We start from the raw sequence: 26,605 nt of genomic DNA on the forward strand, positions 1-26,605 counted from the left end.
CAACAGCGGTGTCTAAACAACACCTTAAATCCAGTGACTTTTCTAGTGGCTTTGGCAAAGGTGAGGAAGCGGAAAGCGAACCCTTTTTCCAAGATCATCTGCGTCCGTATAAGCAACAACCATTAAAGGAGGACATTAATCATGCAAACAACAGCGAATCAAAAGATTAATATAGAAGCCGGAAATGTTCGCTTTACTTTCCTAAACAGCGGGGACCTCTTCGAAGCTACACACAAAGAAATTATGATTAACCAATGGATGTCCAACCCAATCGACGGTGCACTGAATAATCTATACCTTCGCGTTCACAGCGAAAACGGGATCCAAGCCTATCCATTACTAGGCGTAAAATCAACCAGCCACACAAGCCATTCCCAAAACGAAATCAAATGGAAAGGAACAGTTGCTGACATCGACTATTCTGTAAACTTCCGACTATCTGATAAAGGTATCTGGTTCTGGGATGTAAACGTAAATGGCGCCGGTCAAACAGTCGATATCGTTTACGGGCAAGACGTTGGAATCGGAAGCAAAGGATTTGTTCGTACAAATGAATCCTACCTCTCCCAATACATTGATCACACCGTATTTGAAGACGAGCAGAATGGCTATGTTGTCTGCTCCCGTCAGAACCAGCCACAGCCGGGAGGTTTCCCATACCTGCAGCAAGGCTCCCTAACAAAAGCAGTGGGCTATTCAACAGATGGCTTCCAATTCTTTGGTCTTTCTTACAAAGAAACAAACGAGCCGGAAGTGCTGACAGAAGAAACACTTGCCAATGAAATCTATCAATATGAATTTGCTTTTACAGGGCTTCAATCTGAAAAGGTTGTGCTTGATGGACAAGAAAGTTTTGTATTTTATGGCCTGTTCCAAGAAAATCATAAGGAAGCTGTAACAGAGCTTGAGTTTTCTGAGGAGGTAGCACAAGCTTGGGAGGAAGTAAAAGGGCGAGCTTCTGATTCTTCTGAGGAGTTAGAGAAAGTTACGGCCAAAGCCAACCTATCCGGTGTGCTTTCCGGTGCTTCTTTTACAAAAGAGGAACTAGATAAGTATTTCCCTGTTCGCAAGCAAGAAGAATGGGACGGAGATACGTTGCTATCTTTCTTCACCGATACGTATGAGCATATCGTGTTAAAGGAAAAAGAGCTTGTCGTGGAACGTCCGCACGGTCATATTATCATGTCAGGCAATAATGACAAAATGACGGAAAACATTATCACTTCCACTTCTTATATGTATGGAATCTTCAACTCACAGCTTGTCGTTGGCAACACGTCCTTTCATAAAATGATGACAAATTCTCGTAATGCATTGAATGTTATGAAAACTTCCGGACAACGAATCTATGTGGAAGTGGAAGGAAAGTACAAGCTATTAACGATGCCTACTTTATTCGAAATTGGCTTTAACTATGCTCGCTGGTATTACAAAACGGCGGACGATGTGATTGTGGTAACAAACTATACGGTAGTAGATTCTCCTGACATTCAGTTAGAGGTAACGTCTGAAAACGGTAAAAACTATCGCTACCTTGTTACGAACCAAATCTCCATGAACAACAATGAGTTGGTTGTTTCTTATGAGATGAAACAGGAAGGTAAGGTGCTGACGTTCACAGCTGTGGAAGGTTCTGATAGCAAGCATGTTTACCCTGACCTGGCTTATAAACTGACTGTCAATGGTGCTGACTTTACTGTTAGCGACGAAACAAAGCTTGCAGAAGGTGTCGTTCCAGGATCTGCTTCCCTAGTCGTATTGGAAACAGAAGCAACAGCCAACTGGACAATGACCGTTCAAGGGTTGTTACATGGTGAAGAGAGAGAATTAGTGACCGGTGATTTCTCCACAGAAGTGGAGCGTTACCGTGCATTTTTTGAAAAAGTAATGAACGGTTTCAAGTTGTCATTAGGTGGCGAAAGCAAGGAAGAGCTAGAAAAAATGAATGCCACTGCCTGGTGGTACACACACAACATGCTTGTACACTACTCTGTGCCACATGGTTTGGAGCAGTACGGTGGAGCGGCATGGGGAACGCGTGATGTTTGCCAAGGGCCTACGGAATACTTCATGGCTACGCAAAACTACGAAAGCGTGAAGGAAATCATCAAAAAAGTTTACACTCATCAATATGAGGATACCGGGAACTGGCCGCAATGGTTCATGTTCGATAAATACAACCGAATTCAAAGTGAAGAGAGCCATGGAGACATCATTGTTTGGCCATTGAAAGTATTAAGTGATTATCTGACTATCACAAAGGACTACTCTATTTTAGAAGAAAAAATTCCTTATACTGTTCGTGGTGCTTTCCATTTAACAGAAGAAAAGGCTACTGTGTTAGAACATGCGAAAAAAGAAATTCAATATATTAAGGATCACTTCCTTCATGATACATTCCTTTCTTCCTATGGGGACGGGGACTGGGATGACACGCTGCAGCCAGCTAATGCACAGTTGAAGCAATATATGGTATCAAGCTGGACCGTTTCCTTGACATACCAGGTGTTGAACACTCTTTCCAAAGCACTTGTGGAAGTATTAACAGAAGAAGCAGAAGAATTGAAGGCATTGGCAAAAGGAATTGAAATAGACTTTAACAAATACATGCTTGCATCTGATGTGATTCCTGGTTTCGTCTTTATGGAAGATCAGGACAAGCCGGAACTAATGGTACACCCAGAAGATACGAAAACAGGGATTCATTATCGTTTGCTGCCAATGACTCGTAGCATGATCAGTGAACTATTAACACCAGAACAAGCGAAATCACACTTTGAACTTATTAAAAAAGAGTTGTACTGCCCAGACGGCGTGCGCCTTATGAACCGCCCGGCAAACTATGCAGGTGGTGTCAGCACCCACTTTAAGCGTGCAGAACAAGCGGCAAACTTTGGCCGTGAAATCGGACTTCAATATGTGCACGCACATATCCGCTACGTGGAAGCGATGGCCAAGCTTGGGAAGACAGATGAAGTGTGGAGAGGTTTAAATACCATCAATCCAATCAATATCCAAAAGGCAGTGCCGAACGCTGAACGCCGTCAAAGCAACGCCTACTTCAGCTCTTCTGACGGACAGTTCAACAATCGTTATGAAGCGCAAGAACAATTCGGCAAACTTCGCGATGGCTCTGTAAAAGTAAAAGGTGGCTGGAGAATCTATTCTAGCGGACCTGGAATCTACATGAACCAATTGATTTCCAACTGCCTCGGTATCCGTTTTCAAGCTGGAGATCTTGTAGTGGATCCTGTATTACCAGCAGAACTTGATGGGCTGCACTTCACCTATAAAGTAAATGGACATGATGTTCAATTTGTTTACCAATTAAATCAAGAGCAGAAGCAAGTTCGTGTAAATGGCAAAACAGTGAAGGGAACAGAAGTATCCAACCGCTATCGTAACGGAGGATTTGTCATCAGCAAGGAAGAGTTATCACAACTCCTGTCTGAAGGGGAAAATAAAGTCGAGGTATTCATCTAAGTTTTTTTACCACAATAAGGGTAAAATAGGAAAATACCAATCTAATAATGATATACGGCGTAGATTTAAGTGCGCCGTATTTCTTTGTGAGGAGAGAAAATCTTGAAAAAAGTGAAAGTTGGAGTCATCGGTACTGGTACGATCAGCGGCATTTATTTAGAAGCGCCAACCAAATTTTCCATCCTGGACATTGTCGCAGTAGCCGATTTAAATCTGGAACGTGCGAAAGAGAAGGCAATTGAATATAACGTGGAGAAAGTTTACACCGTCGAACAAATGCTGGCAGCTCCGGAAATTGAAATGGTCATCAATCTGACCATTCCTAAAGCACACTATGAAGTGACACTTGGTGCACTTGAAGCAGGCAAACACGTATTTGTTGAAAAGCCACTGACGATCGAAGTCGAAGAAGGTAAAAAACTTTTAGAACTGGCTGAGCAAAAAGGTCTTCGTGTTGGTTGTGCCCCAGATACGTTCCTTGGCGGTGCGCTGCAAACCTGCCGCAAACTTATGGATGAAGGCATTATTGGTAAACCGGTAGCCGCAACAGGTTTCATGCTTGGAGCGGGTCCTGAAGGCTGGCATCCTGCTCCTGACTTTTACTAACAAAAAGGCGGCGGGCCAATGTTTGACATGGGGCCATACTATTTAACGGCTTTCATTCACCTATTGGGACCAATTAATCGAGTGACAGGCTCGACCCAATCAGCTTTTGAAAAACGGACCGTGACAAGAGCAGAAGATTACGGACGCCAAATTGAGGTGGAAACACCAACACATGTAACCGGCTTGCTGGATTTTGAAAATGGAGCGGTAGGAACATTAATTACAAGTTTTGATGTAATGGGTGGTACTCAGTTGCCTTGCATGGAAATCTACGGTACAAAGGGAACTTTAAGTGTTCCTGATCCGAATAATTTTGGTGGTGCAATTCGGGTCCGAGAAATAGGTGCGAACGACTTTAAGGAAGTTCCACTCGAATATGGTTACTCAGATAATAGTCGTGGAATTGGAGCGGCTGATATGGCCCATGCCATCAGAGCCGGCAGACAGCACAGGGCAAATGGACATATGGCCTTGCAGGTTCTAGAGGTAATGCATGCCATCCACAAGTCTTCAGTGGAAGGAAAGCATATTTCCATAAAAAATAGTTGTTCTCGCCCAGAAATTCTGCCTGTTGGGTTAAGTCAGGACAAACAGGATTTGTTCGAAAAGTAAGTAGGATATTCTTTTGAAGAGCCCCTCTTTGGAAGCTATAAACTATTGAATAATAAGAACGTTTACATTATGCTAGAGATAGGATATTGAAACGTTTCGAACAGGAGCAGTTCACAGGTCATTTTTGGACATGTGTCCTGTCTCTATAAGGGGGTTAAGCAAGGTGGCAACAATCAAAGATGTGGCAAAGCTTGCAGGCGTGGCTGTTTCGACGGCGTCCTATGCACTGAATAATGTAAACAAGGTCAGTCCTGCTACGATGAAAAAAGTGCAAGAAGCCGCAAGAGAGCTAAACTATATGAAAAATGGCTTTGCGTCTGATTTAAAAAGAACAAAAACAAACACGATTGCACTCATTTTAAGAGATTTATCAGGTCCATTTTATTCCGAGCTAATCAAAGGGGTACAGGAAGTTACAACAGCAAATGGTTATGACCTGATAGCATGTAGCTCTGTTGGTGGTGCACAGTCAACCGCAGCTAAATTTTTAAAAGAAAAACGGGTAGATGGCGCTATCATCCTTGCCCATAATATTACAAATGATATTATTTTAGAATCAGCCCGTGAAGGTTTCCCAATCGTCGTACTTGATCGAAAGATTAATCATAAGTTTGTATATCAAGTGGAAGTAGACAATTTTCATGGCGGGTATGCGGCCACAGAATACTTGATTAATAAAGGGTATAGTGAAGTCGGGTATGTAAGCGGACCGATGAATTCTCATGATAACCAAATGCGTTTTGACGGATACATGGCTGCCCTGAAGGAACACGGAATCCAGTACCAGAACAAATGGAAGCTATCGGGTGATTTTACTCGTGAAGGTGGCTACCGAGCAACAAAAATGCTGATCGCACAACGCCAGCTCCCGGAAGCCATTTTCTATGCCAATGATGAAATGGCGATTGGCGGTCTGCAAGCTTTCAAAGAGAACAAAATCAGCGTGCCGGACGATATTTCCATCATCGGGTATGATGACATTCAGATGGCTGAATATGTGAACCCGCCGCTCACGACGGTAAGGCAGCCAAAGTATGAGGTTGGTGCTTTAGCGGTGCATGTAGTATTCCAAGCTTTGGCCAAAGAGGATACAGTAGAAAATTACTATAACCTTTCTACCGAGATAGTGGAGCGCAAGTCGGTGAAGTAAGGTAATAATACAGTTATGTTCAGGCCTTTCCTGTTTATGTGACAGGGAGGGCTTTTTTTGATTGGTTATTGGGGAGTTTGCCGGCTTTACAAGTAATTTTTACTGTATATTGGTCATCGCTGATTAAAGTTGCCCATCTCCGCTACCCGACTTTTGGGAGGATCGGTGTTTATCCATTGTAAAATGATTTTATCCATTGTTCAGAGCCATTTATCCATTGTAAAAAAAATATATCCATTGTAAAAATGATTTATCCATGTATACAACGAACTTATCCATTTTTCCGAATTTCCTTCACTTTCACACCCCTACATCTTCCCCCGTCCCCAACCTACACTCGAGAAGTCGGAATTTTACCATCTAGTTCGGACTTTAACATTGAAAACGCTTTATTATCCATTTATAATGTAGGAGAGTTCTCTAGGAATGTTGCATATATCCCAATATGGAAACGTTCCCACAAACATAACCATAGCAAATTAATAGAGTTAGAGATTTTACAAAAATTTAAGTGAGTAACCTAGCTGATGATTGGAGCGAAAGGCGGAGACTCCAGCGAAAAGCGAAGCCTGGCGCGGAAATCAACAGCGGTGTAACCAAAATAGACTGCAAGCAAAGAAAGGAGCAAAACAATGATTAGAGTAACTGTATGGAATGAAAACCGACATGAACAAACAAACGAAAAAGTGAGAGAAGTATATCCAGAAGGTATCCACGGTGCCATCGCTTCCTTCCTTAAAGAAGAAAACTATGAAGTAAGAACCGCAACATTGGACGAACCAGAGCACGGACTAACCGAAGAAGTATTAAACAACACGGATGTTCTTTTATGGTGGGGCCATGTCGCGCATGATGACGTGAGCGATGAGATCGTTACTCGTGTAAAAAATAGAGTACTAGATGGAATGGGATTAATCGTTCTTCACTCTGGTCATTTCTCTAAAATCTTCAAAACATTGATGGGTACAACTTGTGACCTGAAATGGAGAGAAGCGGACGAGAAAGAGCGCATCTGGGTAGTATCACCAGGCCATCCGATTGCTGAAGGCATCGGGGAGCATATCGATATTGAGCGCGAAGAAATGTATGGCGAGCACTTCGATATTCCAGATCCGGACGAGCTAGTGTTTGTGAGCTGGTTTGAAGGCGGAGAGGTTTTCCGCAGTGGGTGCACATACAAGCGCGGGAGAGGGAAAGTATTCTATTTCCGTCCTGGTCATGAAACATACCCGACGTATTATCATGAAAAAGTACAAAAAGTTATCACGAATGCTGTTAACTGGGCAAAACCGACAACAATCGGCGATGTATATTACGGAAATGCAAAACCATTAGAAGAAATTAAAAGTAAATAAGGGGGATAACGAAATGAAGAAATTACGAGTTGGAGTAGTAGGATGCGGAAGTATCGCAAAGCACCGTCATTTACCGGAGTACCATGCAAATCCAAATGTAGAACTTGTCGCACTATGTGATGTTGTTTTAGCACGTGCGGAGAAAGCAGTTGAAACATTTGGCGGGAAAGCTTATGAAAGCTATCAAGAAATGATCGACCGTGAAGAATTGGACGTTGTGAGTGTATGCACACCGAACTACCTGCATGCCCCTGTATCCATCTATGCATCTAAAGCTGGAGCGCATGTTTTATGTGAAAAACCAATGGCAACGTCCAAAGAAGAAGCGGATGAGATGATTGCTGCTGCTAAAGCATCTGGCAAAAAGCTAATGATTGCGCACAACCAACGTTTTGTCCCATCCCACCAAAAAGCAAAGCAGCTTATCGAAAGTGGCGAAGTAGGAAAAATCTACAGCTTCCGTACAGCTTTCGGACACCCTGGGCCAGAGGGATGGAGCGTGGACGGAAAAGACAGCTGGTTCTTCCGTAAAGAAGAAGCATTTATCGGCGCAATGGGAGACCTTGGCGTACACAAGTCCGATTTATTGCGATACCTTTTAGGAGAAGAAATCGTGGAAGTGGGGGCATTCATTGAAACTTCTGCAAAAGAAAACACAGATGTCGATGACACAGCGGTTTGCGCATTAAGAACAGAAAGTGGAATCGTCGGAACACTTGCTGCTAGCTGGTCATACAAACGTGAAGATAACTCCACGATCATCTATGCGGAAAAAGCAGTTCTTCGATTAGAAGACGATCCGACTCACTCTTTAGTCGTACAATACGCAACAGGCGAAACAGTTCGCTATGAATTAGGTAAAATTCAAAGCAATGATGCAGGCGGACAAACTGGTTCTCATGTAATCGATCATTTTGTAGCAAGCATCCTAGAAGACAAAGAAGTACTTGTCGACGGAAACGAAGGAAAGAACTCCTTAATGGTTATTTTGGGAGCGCTTGAATCTAACGAAACGAAGAAGATTGTCAACATCCAAAACGAATTGAACTAAGGAGCGTGAACACTAATGAAACTAGGCGTATTTACCGTCCTTTTTGCAAATAAACCTTTTACGGAAATGCTTGATTATGTGAAAGCGGCAGGGTTGGATGCAGTGGAAATCGGTACAGGCTGCTACCCTGGAAACAACCATTGTCCATTGGATACTCTTCTTGAAGACGAAGGTGCACGCAATGCGTATATGGAGGAAATCCATTCCCGCGGTTTGCAAATCAGTGCATTTAGCTGCCACGGTAACCCAATTTCACCGGATGAGGCTTTTGCAAAAGAATCCCATGAAACGTTGCTAAAAACAATTGACCTTGCTGCTTTGACAGGAGTTGAAGTAGTAAACTGTTTCTCAGGCGTTCCTGGTGACAGCGAAACAGCAAAAGCGCCAAACTGGCCTGTTGCACCTTGGCCAAACGAGTATGGCGACGTACTAACATGGCAGTGGGAGACAAAGCTTGTACCTTACTGGAAGGAAGTAGGGAAGTATGCAGAAGAGCGTAATATCAAAATTGGTCTTGAACTGCACGGCGGATTCTTGGTACATACGCCTCACACGATGCTTAAACTACGTGAGCTAACGTCCCCTGCAATCGGTGCAAACCTGGATCCAAGTCATTTATGGTGGCAAGGAATCGACCCTGTTGCAGCAATCAAAATTTTAGGAAAAGCTGGCGCGATCCATCATTTCCATGCAAAAGACACGTATATCGACCAAGATAATGTGAACATGTACGGCTTGACGGACATGCAGCCTTATGGTGAAGTTCAAACGCGTGCATGGAGCTTCCGTTCAGTTGGTTGCGGACATAGTGTCCAAGAATGGTCCGATATGATGAGTGCATTGCGCACGTACGGGTATGATTATGTAGTCAGCATCGAACATGAAGACCCGATTATGTCGATTGAAGAGGGCTTTGCACGCGCTGTGACAAACCTTCAATCTGTGTTGATAAAAGAACAACCTGCTGATATGTGGTGGGTGTAAGAAATTAGTGGCCAAGGGTGTATAACTCTTGGTTGCTTTTGTTTGAATGATTAAATAATGATTTGCAAAGGGAGGAAAGTAGAGATGAAGCACAAAATAGCAGCACAACTATATACGGTTCGAGATTTGTTGGAAGAAGATTTTCCGGGAGTATTAAGAGAATTGAAAGATATGGGGTATGCAGGGGTACAAATATCCGGAATGTTTGGACATGATCCACAGGTAATCTCTACATTAATGAAAGAACTAGGACTTAAGACAGCTGGGATGCATGTTGATATTAATAGTTTCCGAAATGACCTTCCGAAAGTACTAGAACAAGCTGAATTGTTTGAAACCAAAGACTTAATTCTTCCATACCTCGTAGAAGAAGATAGAAATGTAGAGAGCTACATGTCTTTAAAGGCTGAAATGAACGAAATTGCTAGAAAGCTTAAAAAGGATGGGTACCGCATTAGTTATCATAATCATGATTTTGAATTTGAAACAGAGATTGAAGGTAAAAATGCATTGGAGTACCTATTGGATCCAACTGATGACAACCTGTTGTTAGCTGAACTAGATGTGTATTGGGTGAAAAAGGGTGGCAAAGATATAGTTAGCTTTTTAGAGCCGTATTCCCTCAGAATGCCGATTATTCATCTTAAGGACATGGCAAAAGATGAGGAGCAATCCTTTGCGGAAGTAGGGACTGGGACCATTAGTTTTGAACCTATTTTACGTTGGGGAGAAAGAAATGGAATTGAATGGTATGCGGTGGAGCAGGATGTTTGTCCAGGAAATCCCTTAGATAGTCTGAGAGTGAGCATACAAAATCTCCACAAGTTAATAGACTCTATGAATTAAAAAACGACAGTACATAAGAAGGGACCGGCTCCAGGTGTGGAGAACGGTTTCTTTTTTTTGTTTATTTTTCGGTTGAGGAGTCTAACGAGAAGTGGTAAGATAACAACAAGACTTAAATAAATTTAATGAATTAATTAATTGATTATTATCTAAAGCGAGGTGCAATCAAAGTGAAATTACGTATTGGCATTGTAGGAACAGGACAGACAATCGGAGTTGCTACCGATCACCTTAAAGGAATACAGGCAGTTCCTCAATGGGACCTAACGGCGGTTTTTGATATCAATAAAGAAAACGCCAGAAGTTGGGTGGAGCGAAACGCTTTATCTTCAGAAATTATCTGCCAAAGTCTCGACTCTCTTTTAGGTAAGGTAGACGCCATTGCAATTTGCACAGATAACTTGTCTCACGGAGCTATTGCGCGGGAAGCAATAAAGCGGAAATTGCATGTACTATGTGAGAAGCCTCTTTCCATTAACTATTACGAATCTAAACTTTTGGCGGATGAAGCAGAACAAGCAGGAATTATTCATTATATGGGAATGCAATATCGTTATCATCCTTACGCACAATTAATAAAGGAATTAATTCAAGGAGGAAAGCTGGGAGACATTTTTTCCTATCGTCATAAGCTTGGTGGGTCTAGAATAGGAAATCCAAATGTCGGATTGGAATGGCGTATGAAAAAAGAGCATTCTGGCCCTGGTTCCGTAGCAGATTTCGGAATTCACCAAGTTGATTTAATTCAATTTTTCTTGTCGGATGTTTGCGGAGAAATTCAAGATGTACAGGCAGCCCTTGGGACATTCATCACTTCCCGTCATACAGAAGAAGGAAAACAAGCTGTAACCAATGATGATCTAGCATCGGTTATTTTGCGAATGGAGAATGGGGCTATTTGCACACTGAATAATTCCAGGTTACTTCCACAGGAAGGCGATGGATTAGAGATTGTGGGGACAAAAGGGGCCGTTTCCATGAATAAAGATGGCGAGGTATATTTTCGAAGTCGAACGGAAAATGGCGCATGGGCTGATGAATTAGTACATATGACAATCCAAGAGAAACATGTTTTCCCAGGGTTGGCTCGCGGGAAGCAATATGCCGAATTCTATGATGCGATCGTACACGATAAGCCTCATGAGCTTTCCTTTGCTTATGGTGCGAAAGCGGCTAAAGTGATTGATGCTGCTGTATTGTCTAGTGAAAAGGGAATAAGAGTGCCGCTTTTGGAAAACAAATTAACGTCCTATTGAGACAAAATAATTGAAGTGAGGGGATTTAATATGGAGAAAACAATCATACAGGAAAATCAGGTAAAACTTGCACCTTTATTTCATCCAGAAGAAGGAAAGGCAGTGATAACCCCACTCGGAAACGAGACAGGCTATTGGGCAGGAGCACCTACCATTCTTTTTGATGAGAAAGATGAAACCTTCTACTTATATTATAGATTAAGAAATCCTCGTGGCTTGGGAGAAAATGAACGAGGCTTTGAGGTTAGAATCGCAAGCAGTAAAGATGGAGAGAATTTTACGGATATGTGGAGTTTGCATAAAAAGCAATTGAATTCAAGCTCCATTGAACGTTCTGCACTGGTTAAGGTACAAGACAATCTATATCGACTTTACGTCAGCTATGTGGATTCAGCAGATAATCGCTGGAGGATTGATGTAGTAGAAGCTGAGACTCCGTTTTCATTTGATGTCAATAATCGAAAAAAAGTGTTAACAGCAACTGATTATCCTGGTGTAGAAGGTGTAAAAGATCCATATATTGTGAAGCATGATGACTTATATTATATGTATTTTGTATACGCTAATGGAATAAAGGATGCGGACTTAGGCAGCATGCATAACACTGGGGATGTCCATAATACGGGATTGGCAGTTGCCCCGACTGGCCTTGCCGTAAGTAAGGATGGAGTAAACTTTGAATGGAAGGATACGGTTTTACCTGTAAGTGAATCAGGGTGGGACCGCTATCAAGCTCGACTTACTTCCATTATCCCGTATCAAGGTGCTTATACCGTTCTATGGGATGGGAGTATCGGCGTCGAACAGAACTATGAAGAAAAGTTAGCATTGGCATTAACAGTGGATTTAAAAACCTTTGCGAAAATAAATGTAAACGGTCCTGTTCTTGAAACAAGCTTAAAGAAGGCGGTTCGTTATGTGGATGCCATCATTCACGAAGATCAGATATGGTATTATTATGAATACACAAGAGAAGACGGTGCCCATGAACTTCGTTTATGTAAGGTAAGGGTTTAATAGACTTTGAACTTGAAGTGTTAAACTCAGACCGTCTCCAAAAGAGGAGAACGTAATATGTCATTTATTGGCCAAAATACATTAAGAACCAAACAATTGAATAGAGCGTTGGTATTTCAAACATTACTGCGTTTTGAAGCACCAACAAGACAGGAAATAGCAGCATTTACCAAGCTTACGCCTGCCACGATAACCAACATTATAAGCGAGTTGATGGCAGAAGGCTTTGTGATAGAACTAGGAACCGGTGTAAGTGATACAAAAAGAGCGGGTCGCAAAACAGTAGTACTTGGGTTAAATGAAGAGGTAAAAAGGGTAGCAGCGATACATATCAGAAGTGACCGGGTTGAAATGGGCATTGTCACATTAAAAGGGAATGTTTTAACGTCAACTAGGTTTACCATTCCTGAAAAAATAAACCAGGTTGAATTTCTTCGACTTCTAATCGATAAACTGCAAAGCTTTCTTCAAAAAAACCAAAGATTATCTGTAAGCTGTATTGGAATCGGGTCGGTTGGTCTAGTAGACTTCGACAATGGGAGCATTCTGGAAGCGGAGCATCTAGGCTGGGAAAATGTCAACCTTGCTTCCGAGCTTTCCGATATCTTTCATGTACCTGTATACCTTGATCATAATGTACGCGGAATGGCACTCGGTGAGAAAATGTTCGGTTCGTGCAAAAAACACTCAGACTTTATGAGTGTTTATATCGGCCAGGGAATAGGAGCAGGTTTATTTCTTAATGACCATCCTTACCGCAGTGAATTGACTGGGGCCGGGGAAATTGGCCATATGACCTATCAGCCGGAAGGGATTGACTGCTGGTGTGGAAATAAAGGATGCTTGGAGAGATATGCTTCTGAAGAGGCTCTTTTACATGCGCTAAATCTGGAATCGGTGAGCAGTATCATTAAGGCCAGTCAGAATGGGGACGTAAAAGTGAACCATGTTCTTATGGAGGCAGGAGAGAGGATTGCTATTGTTCTTACTTCATTCATTAATATGTTTCACGTACAAAAAATAGTAATTGGCGGTGAACTTGCCAGAGCAGATTTACCTCTCATCCAAGAAATTAGGGGGAAAGTCAATACTCTATCTTTTTTAGCAAAAAAAAGAAATGTAGAAATCGTCACAACCGACCTAGGGGATCATCAAGGGGTAATTGGTGCAGCGAGTGTCGCGTTATTATATGGGGTATTCACGGCAAATAAATAATATGGTGAAGAGGGGAAGCAACGATGGATATCGGTTATCTTACGAATTCAATAGTTCACCATGGTGTGAAAGATATAAATGAAATAGTTGACTGGTCTTTGAAACATGGTTTTCAACACTTGGAAATCGGCCCCAACATTCCATTTGATCATTTAGAAAAGGTGGTTTCTGAAGGGCAGGTTAACATTACCGCTTTAACTTATTGTCGCAACTTCTTAAGTGATAATCCTGAAATTGCGAAGGGTCATCGGCTTGAGTTAAAAAGCCGAATCCAAAAAGCAGGCGAGCTTGGTATTCCAACAGTGGTAACCTCAACTGGCATTTCGATGAATGCAGAGGGAGATAAATACGATAGCTATGACGCAATCCGTCCCAAACCCGAATACAGTTTAGATAAAATGGAAGGTTTTTTTGAAGAGATGGTGGCATTGGCGGAAAAAGTCAATGTGAAAATTGCTTTTGAAAATTGTCCATTGATGGGGAATATTGCAATTTCACCTGAGCTGATGAGCAGGTTGTTCGAGAGATTGGATTCGCCTAATGTTGGATTGACCTTTGACCCTTCCCATCTAATCTGGCAGTTTATCGATCCTTACTCGCCTATTAAAGAGTTTGGCAACCGAATCTTTCATGTTCATGCCAAGGATACGGAGATTGATGAAGAGAGGTTGAAACGAGTGGGATTCCTGACAGATTATAGCTGGTGGAGGTATCGATTGCCTGGACATGGTGCACTGGATTGGAGGAAATTTATTTCCGAGCTGTTGGAAGCAGGATATGACGGTGTAGTCAGCATTGAACATGAAGATCCGATATGGGGCGGTAATTTGGAAAAAACCAAGGAAGGGTTGCTAATCGCCAAGAGGTATTTGGAGAAGCTACCAGGATTGGTGAAAGTTTAATAATACAAAACAATAAAGGGGAATCGAATTGAGATAATCGATTCCCCTTTTTAGCGAGTAAAATTAGATCAACAGAAAACTATACAAATTTGACCACTAGTCGATCATCCACTTTTGCGTGTTTCTTGGAAGTTAACGTCACCATAGAACCTTCTTTATCTATCGTGTAATCTTCGCTATCGACAACCGTTCGATCAGTATTTAAGCAAATGGTATCGCTCTTCTGTGTTAAACGGAATTCGATGGAGTTATCCGAAACATTAAATATTTCTGCTGTTGAATAAACAACTGTAACTCCTAGATGATCCAACGCAACGTTCATTGGCAACATCACCCCGTCTTTGCTTTGAAGGGTGAACTTGCGGCCTTCAAAAATCTTCTCATTATCTAGATTCAGCTGGATCTCTTTATCAAATCCGTCAAGATTTAGAATGTGTACGAATCGTTCGTTACCATTTGAGACAGACGTCGAGAATATCCCATGGTACTCACAATCATGTGTAAGCCCAGCAACGGCTCCAAGTTGCTCCAGTGCTGTTTTGAAAAGGTCGATATCGCAGCGGTAAGCAGTCGCAAGTACGATAGCACGACCTTTTCCAACCTTCGCATCAAAACCACATACATCATCGGATTCGGTTACACGCATGATGGCTTCTGCATTAGAACCAAGCTCAAATGTCTGGTTAAAATAAGTACGGATCTCAGGACGCTTAGCTGCCCAATCATCCGCTGTTAGAGACATAAAGCGACCATGCTCATTGAATGTCACTCCTAAGGGCTTCACACCAAGCGCATCAGCTAAAGCAGTAAAAGGCTTCCCTTCCATATCAAAGGTCGGTACTTCACCGTAAAGTAGAATTCCTCCACCAAGCTGCAAATACTCAACCAATTTCAGCTGCACTTCTTTGTCCATATAACGCGCAGAAGGCAGTACTAGCGCCTTTGTCGCTTGCGGATCCAATTCTTTATTTTGCACATCCACAGAACTGAAACGATAGTTTGCAAGGAGCATAGCGCGCGCTACGATTTCCCAAGCACCTGCACCACGGTGCATCGTGATATTTTCTGTAATCTCGCGCATCTTTGTGCTTTTGGGATAATGATACTCCGTCATATAATAGTCAGGAATAAATGCAAAAGCTACAGAATCTCGGTCTTCGTCCATTGCCGCAAGCTTGTCACCGACAGCCATCATGGTTTTGATGGAGCGGGCCATTCTAGGGAAAGTGTAGTTGAGCTTGCCCTCCGGATTAACTGGTGCAGCAAAACCATGACGCTCCCCAGTAGAAGCAATACGTCCATTTCCATCGCCTGCTGCTTCATTCAACTTGTAGTTATATCCACCGGTAAAAAGGTAGTAATTGATCAGACGATTACCTTGCGCGACACACATTCTTGTTTTGAAATCGGCTGCGGAAACATCATAGCGACCACCATAAGTTTCTCCAAAGTTGCCATCGCCACAGTTGAACTCGACGCTAGATAGAGGCTGGTCCGGGTTATGAACGGCGTCCATAAAACCATTGATCAAGTAAAGATCCTGGAATGACTCCATATCTAAGTCTCCAAAGTAGATATCAGAACCCGACATATACCCCTCACTTTGGGTATAAGACTCATAAAGTTGGGAGATGCCGATCGGATACGTCAACCCCCGGCCTCCGCCTGTTCCGTGAATATTGACAATGAAAGGAACATCTTTCACACCAAATTCTTCGGCATACTCGCGCAAAATAGCGACATAGCGTGTAAATCGATCTCTCATGTAATGACCAAGGTCTCGCATTAGTTCGGCTGCATACTCTTCTTTTGGAGAGCGGATGCCAGTGATTCTTTCGTACGTATCCTGCAGATTAAATGGATATCGTTCTTTTAACTCTGCCTCTTCATATTTCTCGTTTAACCAGCGAGCAAAGTCCTCCAACAACTGCTCTGTTAAATCTGGACAGTTGCTTACCCAAGATAACATACCGATTTCATTATCCAGCTGCACTCCAATGATGTTTCCGCCGTTTGTATGCAAACGTGGAGCGATTACTGCCATTACTGATTCATACCATTTTTTTGTTTCTTTTAGGAAGTTTGGAGCCAAGTAATCGAGTGTTGGCGTGGTTGCAGCATTTCCATCCCATCCGACTGGAACAACTTCAGGGTGCTTCTTAGATACCCAGTGTGGTATTCCTTCATTTTTCATTTCCGCCATAATGAACGGGCCTGGTCTGGCAAAAAAGTATAGATCATTTTCAGCACAGAGGTCGATAAAAGCACCCAAGTCCAATTCCGGTCGAGTTCTGCCATCTAAATCTACCTGTCCTTCCACCGGCTCATGGCAAAGCCAAGGGATATATGTAGCAACGGCATTGCAGCCTGCATCTTTCAGTTTATTGATGCGATCCTGCCAATCTTTCCGTTCTAAACGGTAATAATGTATTTCTCCGCACATAATAAGAACGGGTTTTCCATCTATAAGTATCTGTTTATTTTTAATTTCAATCATGTCTCTCCATCCCCTTAAGGTAAAGTAGAAAAGCGCTTACAAAATATTTTAAATCGAAACGTTTCGCTAAATAATATACAAGAATAATCCTACCACAAATAGATGATTGTTGAAACGATTTTATTTACTATAGGTCTCGTGCTATTGGTATAGAAAATATGATATAACACCAATCTATCTATAATAAGGAAGTAAAAGATTCTTAATTCAAAGGGTTGACAATATACCCTTAGGGGTATAATATATGAGCATAGACATTGTTACTACATTATTTTCAACAGGAGGTGCATGTCTGCTATGGAATACACAAACCAAATGAAGAATCGTTTGAAACGTGCCGAAGGGCAAATCAGGGGAGTTCTTCATATGATGGAGCAAGGCGAAGATTGCCGAGATGTGGTATCTCAGTTAAACGCTGCAACCACTGCAATTGAACGCGCCATTGGCGTCATTGTTAGTACAAACTTGGAACAATGCGTTCGAGAAAATGTACTAAAAGGTGAAGAGACCAGCGAAATGGTGCAACAAGCGGTTGATCTTCTCATTAAAAGCAGGTAGTAAAAAAAGTACTTGATAATATACCCTTAGTGGTATATTATAGAGTTGTAGATACCCACTAGGGTATTTAAACAAAAGGTTGCATCATATTTTTTTATATGTTAATATACCCCTGAGGGTATACGGGTTGACTCATTATTTTTTTAGAACAAAATATACCCTACCAGGTATTTAGATCTAAGCTATATTTTTTTAACTTATAATATACCCCCAGGGGTAACAATAATAGGAGGAATAAAACATGAACGTAAACAAAGTATTAGACGCAAAAGGATTAGCTTGCCCAATGCCATTGGTGAAAACGAAGAAAGCATTAAGTGAAGTGAACAGCGGTGAAATTTTAGAGGTTATCTCAACAGACAAAGGTGCCAAAACGGACTTAACAGCATGGTGCAAAGCAACTGGCAATGAGCTATTAGATATGAAAGAAGAAAACGACGTATTTACTTTCTATATTAAAAAAGCATAACGATCGAAAACATAAAAGGAGAGGATCTTATCATGGAAAAGAAAAAAACAACGATTGTACTTTTCAGCGGTGACTATGACAAAGCAATGGCAGCCTATATTATTGCGAACGGTGCTGCGGCATATGACCACGAAGTAACCATTTTCCACACATTCTGGGGATTGAATGCACTTCGTAAGGAAGAGCTTGTTCCGGTTAAGAAAAACTTTATTGAAAAAATGTTCGGCAAAATGATGCCACGTGGTGCGAACAAGTTGCCACTATCTACTATGAACATGGCTGGCATGGGTCCTAAAATGATTAAAGATATTATGAAAAAGCATAACGTACAGTCTTTGCCAAGCTTGATTGAAATGGCCAAAGAGCAGGATGTTAAGTTAGTCGGTTGCCAAATGACGGTAGACTTACTTGGCTTAAAGCATGAAGAAATGATTGACGGAATTGAGTACGCAGGGGTTGGCGCATATTTAGGCGATGCTTCTGAAGGTAATGTAAACTTATTTATCTAAAAGGATTGTGGCTTAATGGAGTTTCTTCCTTACATTGTAATGGCGCTGGCAGTGGTATTTCTCATCAGCAGAATGAAACCTACTGCCGGAGTGCGTCAGATAACAACGGCTGAATTAAAACAAGAGTTAAAAGATAAGAACAAACAGTTCATTGATGTGCGTACACCGATGGAATACAAAGGGAATCACATTCGACAGTTTCAGAATATCCCTTTGAACACCATTGGAAACAACACAAACAAGCTATCAAAAGAGAAAGAGATCATCGTAATTTGCCAAAGCGGCATGCGCAGTAACGCAGCCGACAAACAATTGAAAAAGGCAGGGTTTACGAAACTAACGAATGTCAAAAGCGGTATGAACGCCTGGTAATACTTATTAGAAAAGGAGCTGTTAATTATGAAAGAGATTACACCACAAGAATTAGAAGCAAAGCTTGCTGCAGGCGAGCAGATATCTATTATTGATGTACGCGAAGCGGAGGAAGTGGCTGCAGGGAAGATTCCGCAAGCGGTGAACATTCCTTTAAGTTTATTGGAGTTCAGCACGCAAGATATCGATAAATCAAAAACGCATTTCATGGTATGCCGTTCTGGTGGAAGAAGTGGGAAAGCCTCTATGTTCTTGGCAGCCCAAGGTTTTGACGTCATCAATATGGTTGGCGGAATGCTCGAGTGGGAAGGTAATGTAGAATAATATTTTTTCTAAAAAAGGAGATGACCTACTGATGAATGTAAATATGACTGTAGATGCGAAAGGCTTGGCATGCCCAATGCCAATCGTGCGTACTAAAAAGGCAATCGACCAGGTTGAATCAGGAGAAGTATTGGAAGTATTAGCAACAGATAAAGGTTCCAAAGCGGATATTAAAGCATGGGCAGAAAAAATCGGCCATCAATATTTAGGAACGCTTGAAGAAGGCGATGTACTGAAACACTATATCCGTAAAGCAAGATCAGAAGAGGAAAAAGAAGAGCAAACTTATCCTCATGTTGCAACGAACGAAGAGTTGGCAGCCAAGTTGGAAGCAGGCATCAATGTGATTGACGTCCGTGAACCAGCCGAGTATGCATTCGGACATATTCCAGGTGCAGTATCCGTTCCCTTAGGTGACCTTGAAAACGGAGTATCAGATTTAGATAAAGAAAAAGAAACATATGTTATTTGCCGTACCGGAAGCCGCAGTGATATGGCTGCACAGAAACTAACAGAGCTAGGTTTTACAAATGTAAAAAATGTTGTTCCTGGCATGAGTAAGTGGGAAGGTCCTACAGCTTAAGCTATAAATTTTTTTGAAATAAAATATACCATAGGGGGTATTTATTCATGTTAAACGCAATGACTGCAAAAGATGTAACGAAAAAGATTTTGGCTAATGAATCATTATTTATTTTAGACGTGCGAAACGAAGATGCATTTGCTGATTGGAAAATTGAAGGCGCATCTGTTGAGCATAGGAATGTACCTTACTTTGAGTTGATGGATGGCGTAGAAGAAATCTTAGACCAAATTCCATCAGAAAATGTATTGGTTGTATGTGCGAAAGAAGGTTCTTCTATCTTTGTTGGTGAGATGTTAGTGGAAGCTGGCGTTAAAAATGTTTCTTACTTGCAAGGCGGAATGAAGGCATGGAGTGAATACTTGGAGCCAGTTAAGGTAGCAGATTTAACGGATGGCGGTACATTGTGGCAGTTCGTTCGTATCGGAAAAGGATGCTTAAGCTACCTAGTTGAATCTGATGGTTCTGCTATGATTATTGACTCTACGCGTATGGTGGATCAGTACATTTCGTTTGCTGAAGCGAAAGGTTTGAAAGTGGTACATGTGGCTGACACACACTTGCATGCCGACCACATTTCTGGAGGACGCATGCTTCGTGAAGCAACGAACGCGACGTACTGGTTACCTCCAAAAGATGCAGAAGAAGTAACATTTGATTATGCAGCATTGGAAGATGGTGTGGAAATCACAGTAGGTACAACAAAGGTTGCTGTACAGGCGATCTACTCACCGGGTCACACAATCGGAAGCACATCATTTGTCGTGGATAACCGTTTCTTGTTAAGTGGTGACATTTTATTCGTTGAGTCTATCGGTCGTCCTGACCTTGCAGGAAAAGCGGAGGACTGGGTAGCAGATCTTCGCGAAACACTTTACACCCGCTACAAAGAGTTATCTGATGATTTAGTAGTATTACCGGCTCACTTTGGCACCATGTCCGAAGTTGGTGAAGCTGGGCTAGTGGCAGCACGCCTAGGCGACTTGTTTAAAAACAACGCAGGCCTAAACATCGAAGACGAAGCGGAATTCCGTAAACTCGTTTCCGAAAACCTGCCACCACAACCAAACGCATACCAAGAAATCCGCCAACTAAACATGGGCAAAACCAACCCAACCGAAGACGAACAACGCGACATGGAAATCGGCCCTAACCGCTGCGCGGTGCACGGATAAAAATATCCTTGGAGAGGGGTCAGACCCTCAAAGGAATTCCGCCCTTCGTGTCGAAGGGCGGAAAATATTAAAAAAAGTTAGAAAAGGGGTCAGACCCCTCTAGGAGTTTTGGCATTCGTGTCGAAACCCCCTCAACTTAGAAGGAGGGATGCTATATGGAATTTGATATTCTGTGGCTTTTAGCTTTGTTTGCGATAGGTTTCATCGGTTCGTTTGTGTCGGGGATGGTTGGTATCGGTGGTTCAATTATTAAGTATCCGATGTTATTATATATCCCGCCGATGCTCGGTCTTACTGCGCTCACAGCGCATGAGGTTTCCGGTGTCAGTGCGGTGCAGGTGTTTTTCGCCACCATTTCAGGTGTATGGGCCTACCGCAAAGGCGGCTATTTAAATAAAAATCTTATCATTTATATGGGAGTAAGTATTCTCATTGGTAGTTTTATCGGTGGATATGGTTCCCGTCTTATGAGCGCAGACGGCATTAATATGGTTTACGGTATTCTTGCACTTATTGCTGTTATTATGATGTTCGTTCCTAAAAAAGGCATTGATGACATACCGTTAGATCAAGTTACTTTCAATAAGGCATTAGCAGCTGTCCTTGCCTTCATCGTCGGTATCGGCTCTGGTATTGTCGGAGCGGCAGGGGCATTCTTGCTCGTACCGATCATGCTTGTTGTATTAAAGATTCCTACACGTATGACAATCGCGTCTTCACTCGCAATTACCTTTATCTCTTCTATCGGTAGTACTGTCGGGAAAATCACGACTGGTCAAGTACTGTTGGTTCCTGCTATCGTCATGGTCATCGCGAGTATCCTAGCGGCACCAATTGGCGCTAAGCTTGGACAGAAAATGAATACGAAAGTATTACAGTGGATCTTGGCATTATTGATTTTAGCAACTACTATAAAAATCTGGTTGGATATAATCTAATAAGGTATAACATTAGTGTATTCGAGATTAAAATGAAAACTCCTGTCGGGGTCTGACCCCGACAGGAGTTTTTTTCTACACCAAATTCCTCCAATACAGTTGGTTGCTCATGTATAATATAACCAACGACTTAAAAAGAAGGTTGCTTTGGTATGCTTGATACTTTGATGTTTTTCTACGTAGTAGTACCGCTTGTCCACCTGATTCATGAGGCAGGCCATGTGAGTATGGCAAAACTTCATAAAGTGAAAAAAACGGAAATCGGGATTGGCATAGGTCCGAAGATTGTGGATTTTAATTTAAAGGGTACCCAAATAAGGATAAACATTATCCCGTTTTTAGGAGGGTACTCCAGTAATGACATGACAAAGGAGTTATCCCTTAAAGAGATTGCCTGGATTTCTATTGGTGGACCTCTTTTTAACTTACTATCTGTCCTATTAGTACTACCGTTTTGGACGCCATTTCAATTTTCCTTTTCCGCCTTATTCGTCTATTTCAGCCTCTGGATCGGTATCGTCAACCTTATACCTTTTAAACTAGGAGAAAAATGTTCAGACGGCTGGCAGATTGCATCTTCGCTCATCAAACTAGTAAAAAATAGATAGATTGGGAGTGTATGAATGAACTATTTTATTGTTACAGGCTCTTCTAAAGGTCTTGGAGAAGCTACTGTGAAATTACTGCTAAAAGAAAACCATCATGTCATTTGTATTGCCAGAAGTGAAAATGAGGAGCTGGAACACACAGCAAAAGAGAGTGGAGCAGAATTAACTTTTCTACAAGAGGATTTAAGCAAGCATGAACGAGTGACTGGGATTGTACAATATCTTTTGTCTAAAATTGAGAAGGACGGGCAGGCAGAGGGGATTTATCTAATAAACAATGCCGGAATGGTAGATCCGATTAAGCCCGCTGGGAAAGCGGAAGAGTCCACTATGACCAAGGCTGTTCACCTTAACCTTCTTACTCCGATGCTGATGACCAACGAATTTATCCGGCTCACCGAAGATTGGGACTGCAAAAAGGTGATCGTCAATATTAGTTCTGGAGCTGCCAACCGCCCGATTCATGGATGGAACACCTATTGCACGACAAAGGCTGGGCTGGATATGTTCACGAAATCAGTAGGGCTCGAACAAAGCCAAGCTGCACATCCGACAAACATTCTCTCTTTTTCACCAGGAGTGATGGATACGGATATGCAAGGAGTGATCCGCAGTTCTGAAAAAGAGGATTTCAGTAATGTGGAGACTTTCAAAAACTACTATGAAGAGGGACAATTAAGAAGTCCGGCGTTTGTTGCTGAAAAAATGATAGATTTAATATTCTCAAGTACGATTGAAAATGGAAAAGTTTATGACATAAAGGAATTTCTCTAAGCGTCTCAAGGCGGAAATAAGCAAAAACCTGCCGCAAACGGTAACAGAGAAAACAAAAAATGAGCCGTCGCATCAATTGCGCCGGCTCCCTCAGTATTACTCTTCCCCTAAAAATACTTTCTCAATATCATCCAACATTAGGTTTGCTGCCAGCACTCCACCGGCAGTGTTCCATACTGCGTCACTTACTTCATGGACATTTCCTGCCTTTGCAACCTCAAGGTTTTTAAACAATGGATCTTCTAACCACTCATCCTTGATTTTTGTTGCTTCTCCGTCACCAGTTTCAAAGGAGAAGTGGAATAGAACATCTCCGTCCATTGCAGGGATTCTTTCTTTTGTTGCATTCATTTCAGCAAAGTCATCAACATTTTGAGATTCAGGACGTGCAAATCCAAGTTGATCTAAAATAATTCCAGAGAAGGAATCTTTATGGTAGATACGTACATCTCCAGCTGTAAATCGAACGATAGATACTTCCTGCTCTTTCTTTTCACCAAGTTGCTCGCTCATCTCTGCCACACGTGCATCGAAGTCGTCCATTACTTTTTTGCCTTCTTCTTCTTTATTCAATGCTTTTGTGTAAAGCTTAAAGTTCTCTTTCCAGTCACCCTTTAATGTCTCAGCAAAAACAGTTGGTGCAATAGCATCCAGTTGCTCATACACGTCTTCTTGACGAAGCTTGTTACCGATGATCAAGTCCGGCTTAAGTGCTGCGATTGCTTCTAGGTTTACCGCGCTTTCCGTACCCACAACTTCTACGCCTTCCATGTCTGCTTTGATATGATCATACCAAGTGTCACCTAACCAAGATTGAACAGCGCCGACAGGTTTTACACCCATTGCAAGCAATGCTTCTGTACCTTCGTTTGTAAGAATTACTACTCTTTCTGGAGTACCTTCAATTGTTTCTGTACCCATTGCATGCTCCACTTCATAAGAAGTATCTTCCGTTGGAGTATCGCCAGAAGTATCTTCTTGGCCAGCGTTATTGCCATTGTTGCCAGAGCAAGCCGATAAAACAAGAGAAGTTATTAAAGTAAGTAAAAATAATGTAAAAAGATTTTTGTTTTTCAACATAATATGTAGCCCCCGTATTTAATGATAATGATTTTCATTCACAAGTTAAATAGTACTCCTGATGAGAATGATTGTCAATAATTTAATGAGAATGATTTTCAAAGTCATTGACACGTCCTTCTAATTCTCCTAAACTTATAGATAGATAAAAAGCTATGAAGATTGAAGGTACAGAGTATGTTACTTCGTAAAAATAGTCACAAAGTATTTGGATTGATAATTGGTTTTCTTTTATTAGCAATGAGCTTTGTGGCAAGCATAATATATGGATATACAGATACTAGTTTTACGCTTGCGGTTGAGGCATTTCGTAATTTTGACGGATCAAATGAACACATCATTGTTCAATCTGTCCGTCTTCCTCGGGCAATCATTGCCGCAGTAGTGGGGGGAAGCTTAGCGATTGCAGGACTATGGATGCAGGCGCTGACCAAAAATCCGTTGGCTTCCCCAGGAATTTTCGGAATTAACGCCGGAGCTAGCTTTTTTGTGGTAGTCGCGGTTTCCTTCTTTTCTGTCACGTCTTTACAAACTTATACATGGTTAGCTTTTGCAGGTGCAGCCCTTGCTGCGTTTGCGGTTTATTTTATCGGATCACTTGGGCGTGAGGGGCTGACACCGATGAAACTGACACTTGCCGGTGCGGCTTTTGCTGCTATGTTTTCCTCTCTCACACAGGGGTTGCTCGTTGTGAACGAGACGGCTCTTGATCAAGTGCTTTTTTGGTTGGCAGGTTCTGTTCAGGGCAGAAGTCTGGATATGGTGTTTGCAGTTCTTCCTTATATTGCAGTGGCATGGCTTGCGTCTTTTTTCATCGGAAAAAAGATCAACTTGCTTGCGATGGGGGATGACGTGGCAACAAGCTTAGGAGTAAAAATAGGTCTCCTTAAAATAACAGCAGCAGTCATAATTATATTACTGGCAGGCGGCTCTGTTGCTATTGCAGGACCCATAGTATTCATAGGAATTGTTATCCCGCATGTTGCGAGATATCTAGTTGGCACCGACCATCGCTGGCTGGCTCCTTACTGCGGGATATTAGGCGGTATTCTCCTGCTTGTTGCAGATATTGGAGCTCGTTATGTGATTATGCCACAAGAAGTACCTGTCGGTGTCATGACGGCGGTAATTGGAACTCCATTCTTTATTTATATCGCGAGAAGGGGGTTCCACGGAAAATGAAGAACTATAAAACGTTTCGACTTGGCAAGGGTCGCTTATCCTTCTTTATGGATAAAAAAGCGATACTTACAATATTGGGATTAGCGCTCGCAGTCATTACTTTGTTTATTTTAAGTACAGGTATGGGGGATATGAAAATCTCTCCATGGAATGTGATAAAAGTATTCTTCGGCCAAGGGGACTCCATGGAAACGCTCGTTGTCCAATCCTTCCGTCTGCCAAGGATTATCATCGCATTACTTGTCGGAATTTCACTGGCGGTTGCCGGAGCCATTTTACAGGGCATAATACGGAATCCGCTCGCATCTCCTGATATTATAGGATTGACTGGAGGGGCTTCGACAGCGGTTGTCCTGTTTCTCGCTCTTTTCAGCGACAGCAACAACTCGTTGACTGTAAGCATTCAGTGGCTGCCATTAAGTGCATTTGTCGGTGCGACAACCATCGCAATCATTGTTTATTCCCTTGCCTGGAAAAACGGACTGTCGCCAATCAGACTTGTTTTAATTGGAATAGGAATTTCCACATTGATGCAGGCTTTAACAACATTATTCATGATACTTGGACCGATTTACCGTGCTAGCCAAGCTAACATTTGGATTACCGGAACTGTATATGGTTCCAACTGGAGTCATGTGAAAATTTTATTACCTTGGACTGTCTTACTTGTTCTTGTCAGCATTATGGCAGTAAGGCAACTGAATATACAAGAACTTGGAGACGAAGTGGCAACAGGAGTAGGCGGTGCGGTCAATAAACACCGAGTGGGCTTGCTTTTCCTGAGTACGGCACTGACAGGTGGTGCGGTTGCATTTGCAGGAGGAATTGGATTTGTTGGTCTAATGGCTCCTCATATCGCTCGCAGGCTTGTTGGCTCCTCATTTGGAGTGCTGATTCCCACATCCGCATTTATCGGAGCCTTTCTGGTCATGCTGGCTGATTTAATTGGCAGAACCTTGTTTTCGCCACTTGAAATTCCCGCCGGTGTATTTACCGCTTCCATTGGAGCACCATATTTTATTTATCTGCTTTATAAAACGAGAAATTCTTAACGAGAGG

Annotated in this window: 24 protein-coding genes and 1 pseudogene; 23 read left to right on the forward strand and 2 right to left on the reverse strand. The window is 42.1% G+C overall.

Translation table 11 applies throughout. The annotated features are described in order from the left end of the window. The first annotated feature begins 141 nt into the window (after nucleotides 1-141). The 11 genes and pseudogenes from HF078_RS19835 (at nucleotide 142) to HF078_RS19885 (ending at nucleotide 14,477) form a co-directional block, all read left to right on the forward strand. On the forward strand, nucleotides 142-3,483 hold the full coding sequence (locus HF078_RS19835) for a GH36-type glycosyl hydrolase domain-containing protein (protein WP_169292697.1): 3,342 nt from the start codon (nucleotides 142-144) through the stop codon (nucleotides 3,481-3,483). Between the two features lie 102 nt (nucleotides 3,484-3,585). Then, nucleotides 3,586-4,701 (forward strand): annotated as a pseudogene (locus HF078_RS19840) (Gfo/Idh/MocA family protein). A gap of 163 nt (nucleotides 4,702-4,864) precedes the next feature. Beyond that, nucleotides 4,865-5,851, forward strand: coding sequence for a substrate-binding domain-containing protein (locus HF078_RS19845; protein WP_169292698.1), 987 nt, complete (start codon nucleotides 4,865-4,867; stop codon nucleotides 5,849-5,851). A 632-nt stretch (nucleotides 5,852-6,483) separates the two neighbouring features. After that, nucleotides 6,484-7,206: a ThuA domain-containing protein gene (locus HF078_RS19850; RefSeq protein ID WP_169292699.1), complete on the forward strand. Its 723-nt coding sequence runs from the start codon at nucleotides 6,484-6,486 to the stop codon at nucleotides 7,204-7,206. A gap of 13 nt (nucleotides 7,207-7,219) precedes the next feature. Continuing rightward, nucleotides 7,220-8,257 (forward strand): Gfo/Idh/MocA family protein, encoded by a 1,038-nt coding sequence (locus HF078_RS19855; protein ID WP_169292700.1) that lies wholly within the window; start codon nucleotides 7,220-7,222, stop codon nucleotides 8,255-8,257. Between the two features lie 15 nt (nucleotides 8,258-8,272). Next, a complete protein-coding gene (locus HF078_RS19860; protein WP_060665432.1) occupies nucleotides 8,273-9,241 on the forward strand; it encodes a sugar phosphate isomerase/epimerase family protein in 969 nt (322 codons plus the stop codon). Nucleotides 9,242-9,325: 84 nt separating this feature from the next. Next, nucleotides 9,326-10,087 (forward strand): sugar phosphate isomerase/epimerase family protein, encoded by a 762-nt coding sequence (locus HF078_RS19865; protein WP_169292701.1) that lies wholly within the window; start codon nucleotides 9,326-9,328, stop codon nucleotides 10,085-10,087. Nucleotides 10,088-10,257: 170 nt separating this feature from the next. Beyond that, nucleotides 10,258-11,343, forward strand: a complete 1,086-nt coding sequence (locus tag HF078_RS19870; RefSeq protein WP_169292702.1) for a Gfo/Idh/MocA family protein — start codon at nucleotides 10,258-10,260, stop codon at nucleotides 11,341-11,343. 30 nt (nucleotides 11,344-11,373) lie between these two features. Then, nucleotides 11,374-12,360, forward strand: coding sequence for a glycoside hydrolase family protein (locus tag HF078_RS19875; protein ID WP_169292703.1), 987 nt, complete (start codon nucleotides 11,374-11,376; stop codon nucleotides 12,358-12,360). 57 nt (nucleotides 12,361-12,417) lie between these two features. After that, nucleotides 12,418-13,575, forward strand: a complete 1,158-nt coding sequence (locus HF078_RS19880; protein ID WP_169292704.1) for an ROK family transcriptional regulator — start codon at nucleotides 12,418-12,420, stop codon at nucleotides 13,573-13,575. A gap of 23 nt (nucleotides 13,576-13,598) precedes the next feature. Further along, nucleotides 13,599-14,477, forward strand: coding sequence for a sugar phosphate isomerase/epimerase family protein (locus tag HF078_RS19885; RefSeq protein WP_169292705.1), 879 nt, complete (start codon nucleotides 13,599-13,601; stop codon nucleotides 14,475-14,477). 79 nt (nucleotides 14,478-14,556) lie between these two features. Here HF078_RS19885 and HF078_RS19890 read toward each other — a convergent pair whose 3' ends face one another. Continuing rightward, nucleotides 14,557-16,974, reverse strand: coding sequence for a beta-galactosidase (locus HF078_RS19890; RefSeq protein WP_169292706.1), 2,418 nt, complete (start codon nucleotides 16,972-16,974; stop codon nucleotides 14,557-14,559). A gap of 297 nt (nucleotides 16,975-17,271) precedes the next feature. On the opposite strand from HF078_RS19890, the gene HF078_RS19895 reads away from it, so the two are divergent. The 10 genes from HF078_RS19895 (at nucleotide 17,272) to HF078_RS19940 (ending at nucleotide 23,284) form a co-directional block, all read left to right on the forward strand. Further along, complete coding sequence (locus HF078_RS19895; RefSeq protein ID WP_010196754.1) at nucleotides 17,272-17,532, forward strand: metal-sensitive transcriptional regulator; 261 nt, start codon at nucleotides 17,272-17,274, stop codon at nucleotides 17,530-17,532. Between the two features lie 241 nt (nucleotides 17,533-17,773). After that, nucleotides 17,774-18,001: a sulfurtransferase TusA family protein gene (locus HF078_RS19900; RefSeq protein WP_169292707.1), complete on the forward strand. Its 228-nt coding sequence runs from the start codon at nucleotides 17,774-17,776 to the stop codon at nucleotides 17,999-18,001. Between the two features lie 32 nt (nucleotides 18,002-18,033). After that, nucleotides 18,034-18,510: a DsrE/DsrF/DrsH-like family protein gene (locus HF078_RS19905; RefSeq protein ID WP_060665435.1), complete on the forward strand. Its 477-nt coding sequence runs from the start codon at nucleotides 18,034-18,036 to the stop codon at nucleotides 18,508-18,510. 15 nt (nucleotides 18,511-18,525) lie between these two features. Further along, nucleotides 18,526-18,882 (forward strand): rhodanese-like domain-containing protein, encoded by a 357-nt coding sequence (locus HF078_RS19910; RefSeq protein ID WP_169292708.1) that lies wholly within the window; start codon nucleotides 18,526-18,528, stop codon nucleotides 18,880-18,882. Nucleotides 18,883-18,909: 27 nt separating this feature from the next. After that, nucleotides 18,910-19,206: a rhodanese-like domain-containing protein gene (locus HF078_RS19915; protein WP_169292709.1), complete on the forward strand. Its 297-nt coding sequence runs from the start codon at nucleotides 18,910-18,912 to the stop codon at nucleotides 19,204-19,206. A gap of 28 nt (nucleotides 19,207-19,234) precedes the next feature. Then, on the forward strand, nucleotides 19,235-19,789 hold the full coding sequence (locus HF078_RS19920; protein ID WP_169292862.1) for a sulfurtransferase TusA family protein: 555 nt from the start codon (nucleotides 19,235-19,237) through the stop codon (nucleotides 19,787-19,789). A 47-nt stretch (nucleotides 19,790-19,836) separates the two neighbouring features. Further along, entirely contained in the window at nucleotides 19,837-20,964 is a 1,128-nt protein-coding gene (locus tag HF078_RS19925) for an MBL fold metallo-hydrolase (protein WP_169292710.1), read from the forward strand. A 155-nt stretch (nucleotides 20,965-21,119) separates the two neighbouring features. Further along, nucleotides 21,120-21,902, forward strand: coding sequence for a sulfite exporter TauE/SafE family protein (locus HF078_RS19930; RefSeq protein WP_169292711.1), 783 nt, complete (start codon nucleotides 21,120-21,122; stop codon nucleotides 21,900-21,902). Nucleotides 21,903-22,054: 152 nt separating this feature from the next. Continuing rightward, a complete protein-coding gene (locus HF078_RS19935) occupies nucleotides 22,055-22,510 on the forward strand; it encodes a site-2 protease family protein (RefSeq protein WP_169292712.1) in 456 nt (151 codons plus the stop codon). A 15-nt stretch (nucleotides 22,511-22,525) separates the two neighbouring features. Beyond that, on the forward strand, nucleotides 22,526-23,284 hold the full coding sequence (locus tag HF078_RS19940; RefSeq protein WP_169292713.1) for a (S)-benzoin forming benzil reductase: 759 nt from the start codon (nucleotides 22,526-22,528) through the stop codon (nucleotides 23,282-23,284). 96 nt (nucleotides 23,285-23,380) lie between these two features. Here the strand turns inward: HF078_RS19940 and HF078_RS19945 are convergent, their stop codons facing one another. Further along, nucleotides 23,381-24,364: an ABC transporter substrate-binding protein gene (locus HF078_RS19945; RefSeq protein ID WP_169292714.1), complete on the reverse strand. Its 984-nt coding sequence runs from the start codon at nucleotides 24,362-24,364 to the stop codon at nucleotides 23,381-23,383. Nucleotides 24,365-24,541: 177 nt separating this feature from the next. Here HF078_RS19945 and HF078_RS19950 point away from each other — a divergent pair, with 177 nt between their 5' ends. Both HF078_RS19950 and HF078_RS19955 read left to right on the forward strand, forming a co-directional pair. Beyond that, on the forward strand, nucleotides 24,542-25,546 hold the full coding sequence (locus HF078_RS19950; protein WP_169292715.1) for a FecCD family ABC transporter permease: 1,005 nt from the start codon (nucleotides 24,542-24,544) through the stop codon (nucleotides 25,544-25,546). After that, complete coding sequence (locus HF078_RS19955) at nucleotides 25,543-26,598, forward strand: FecCD family ABC transporter permease (RefSeq protein ID WP_169292716.1); 1,056 nt, start codon at nucleotides 25,543-25,545, stop codon at nucleotides 26,596-26,598. The genes HF078_RS19950 and HF078_RS19955 overlap by 4 nt, the downstream gene beginning before the upstream one ends. Nucleotides 26,599-26,605: the final 7 nt, after the last annotated feature.

Origin of the sequence: Bacillus sp. RO2, from assembly GCF_012911845.1 — a bacterium.
Taxonomy (GTDB): domain Bacteria; phylum Bacillota; class Bacilli; order Bacillales; family Bacillaceae_I; genus Sutcliffiella_A.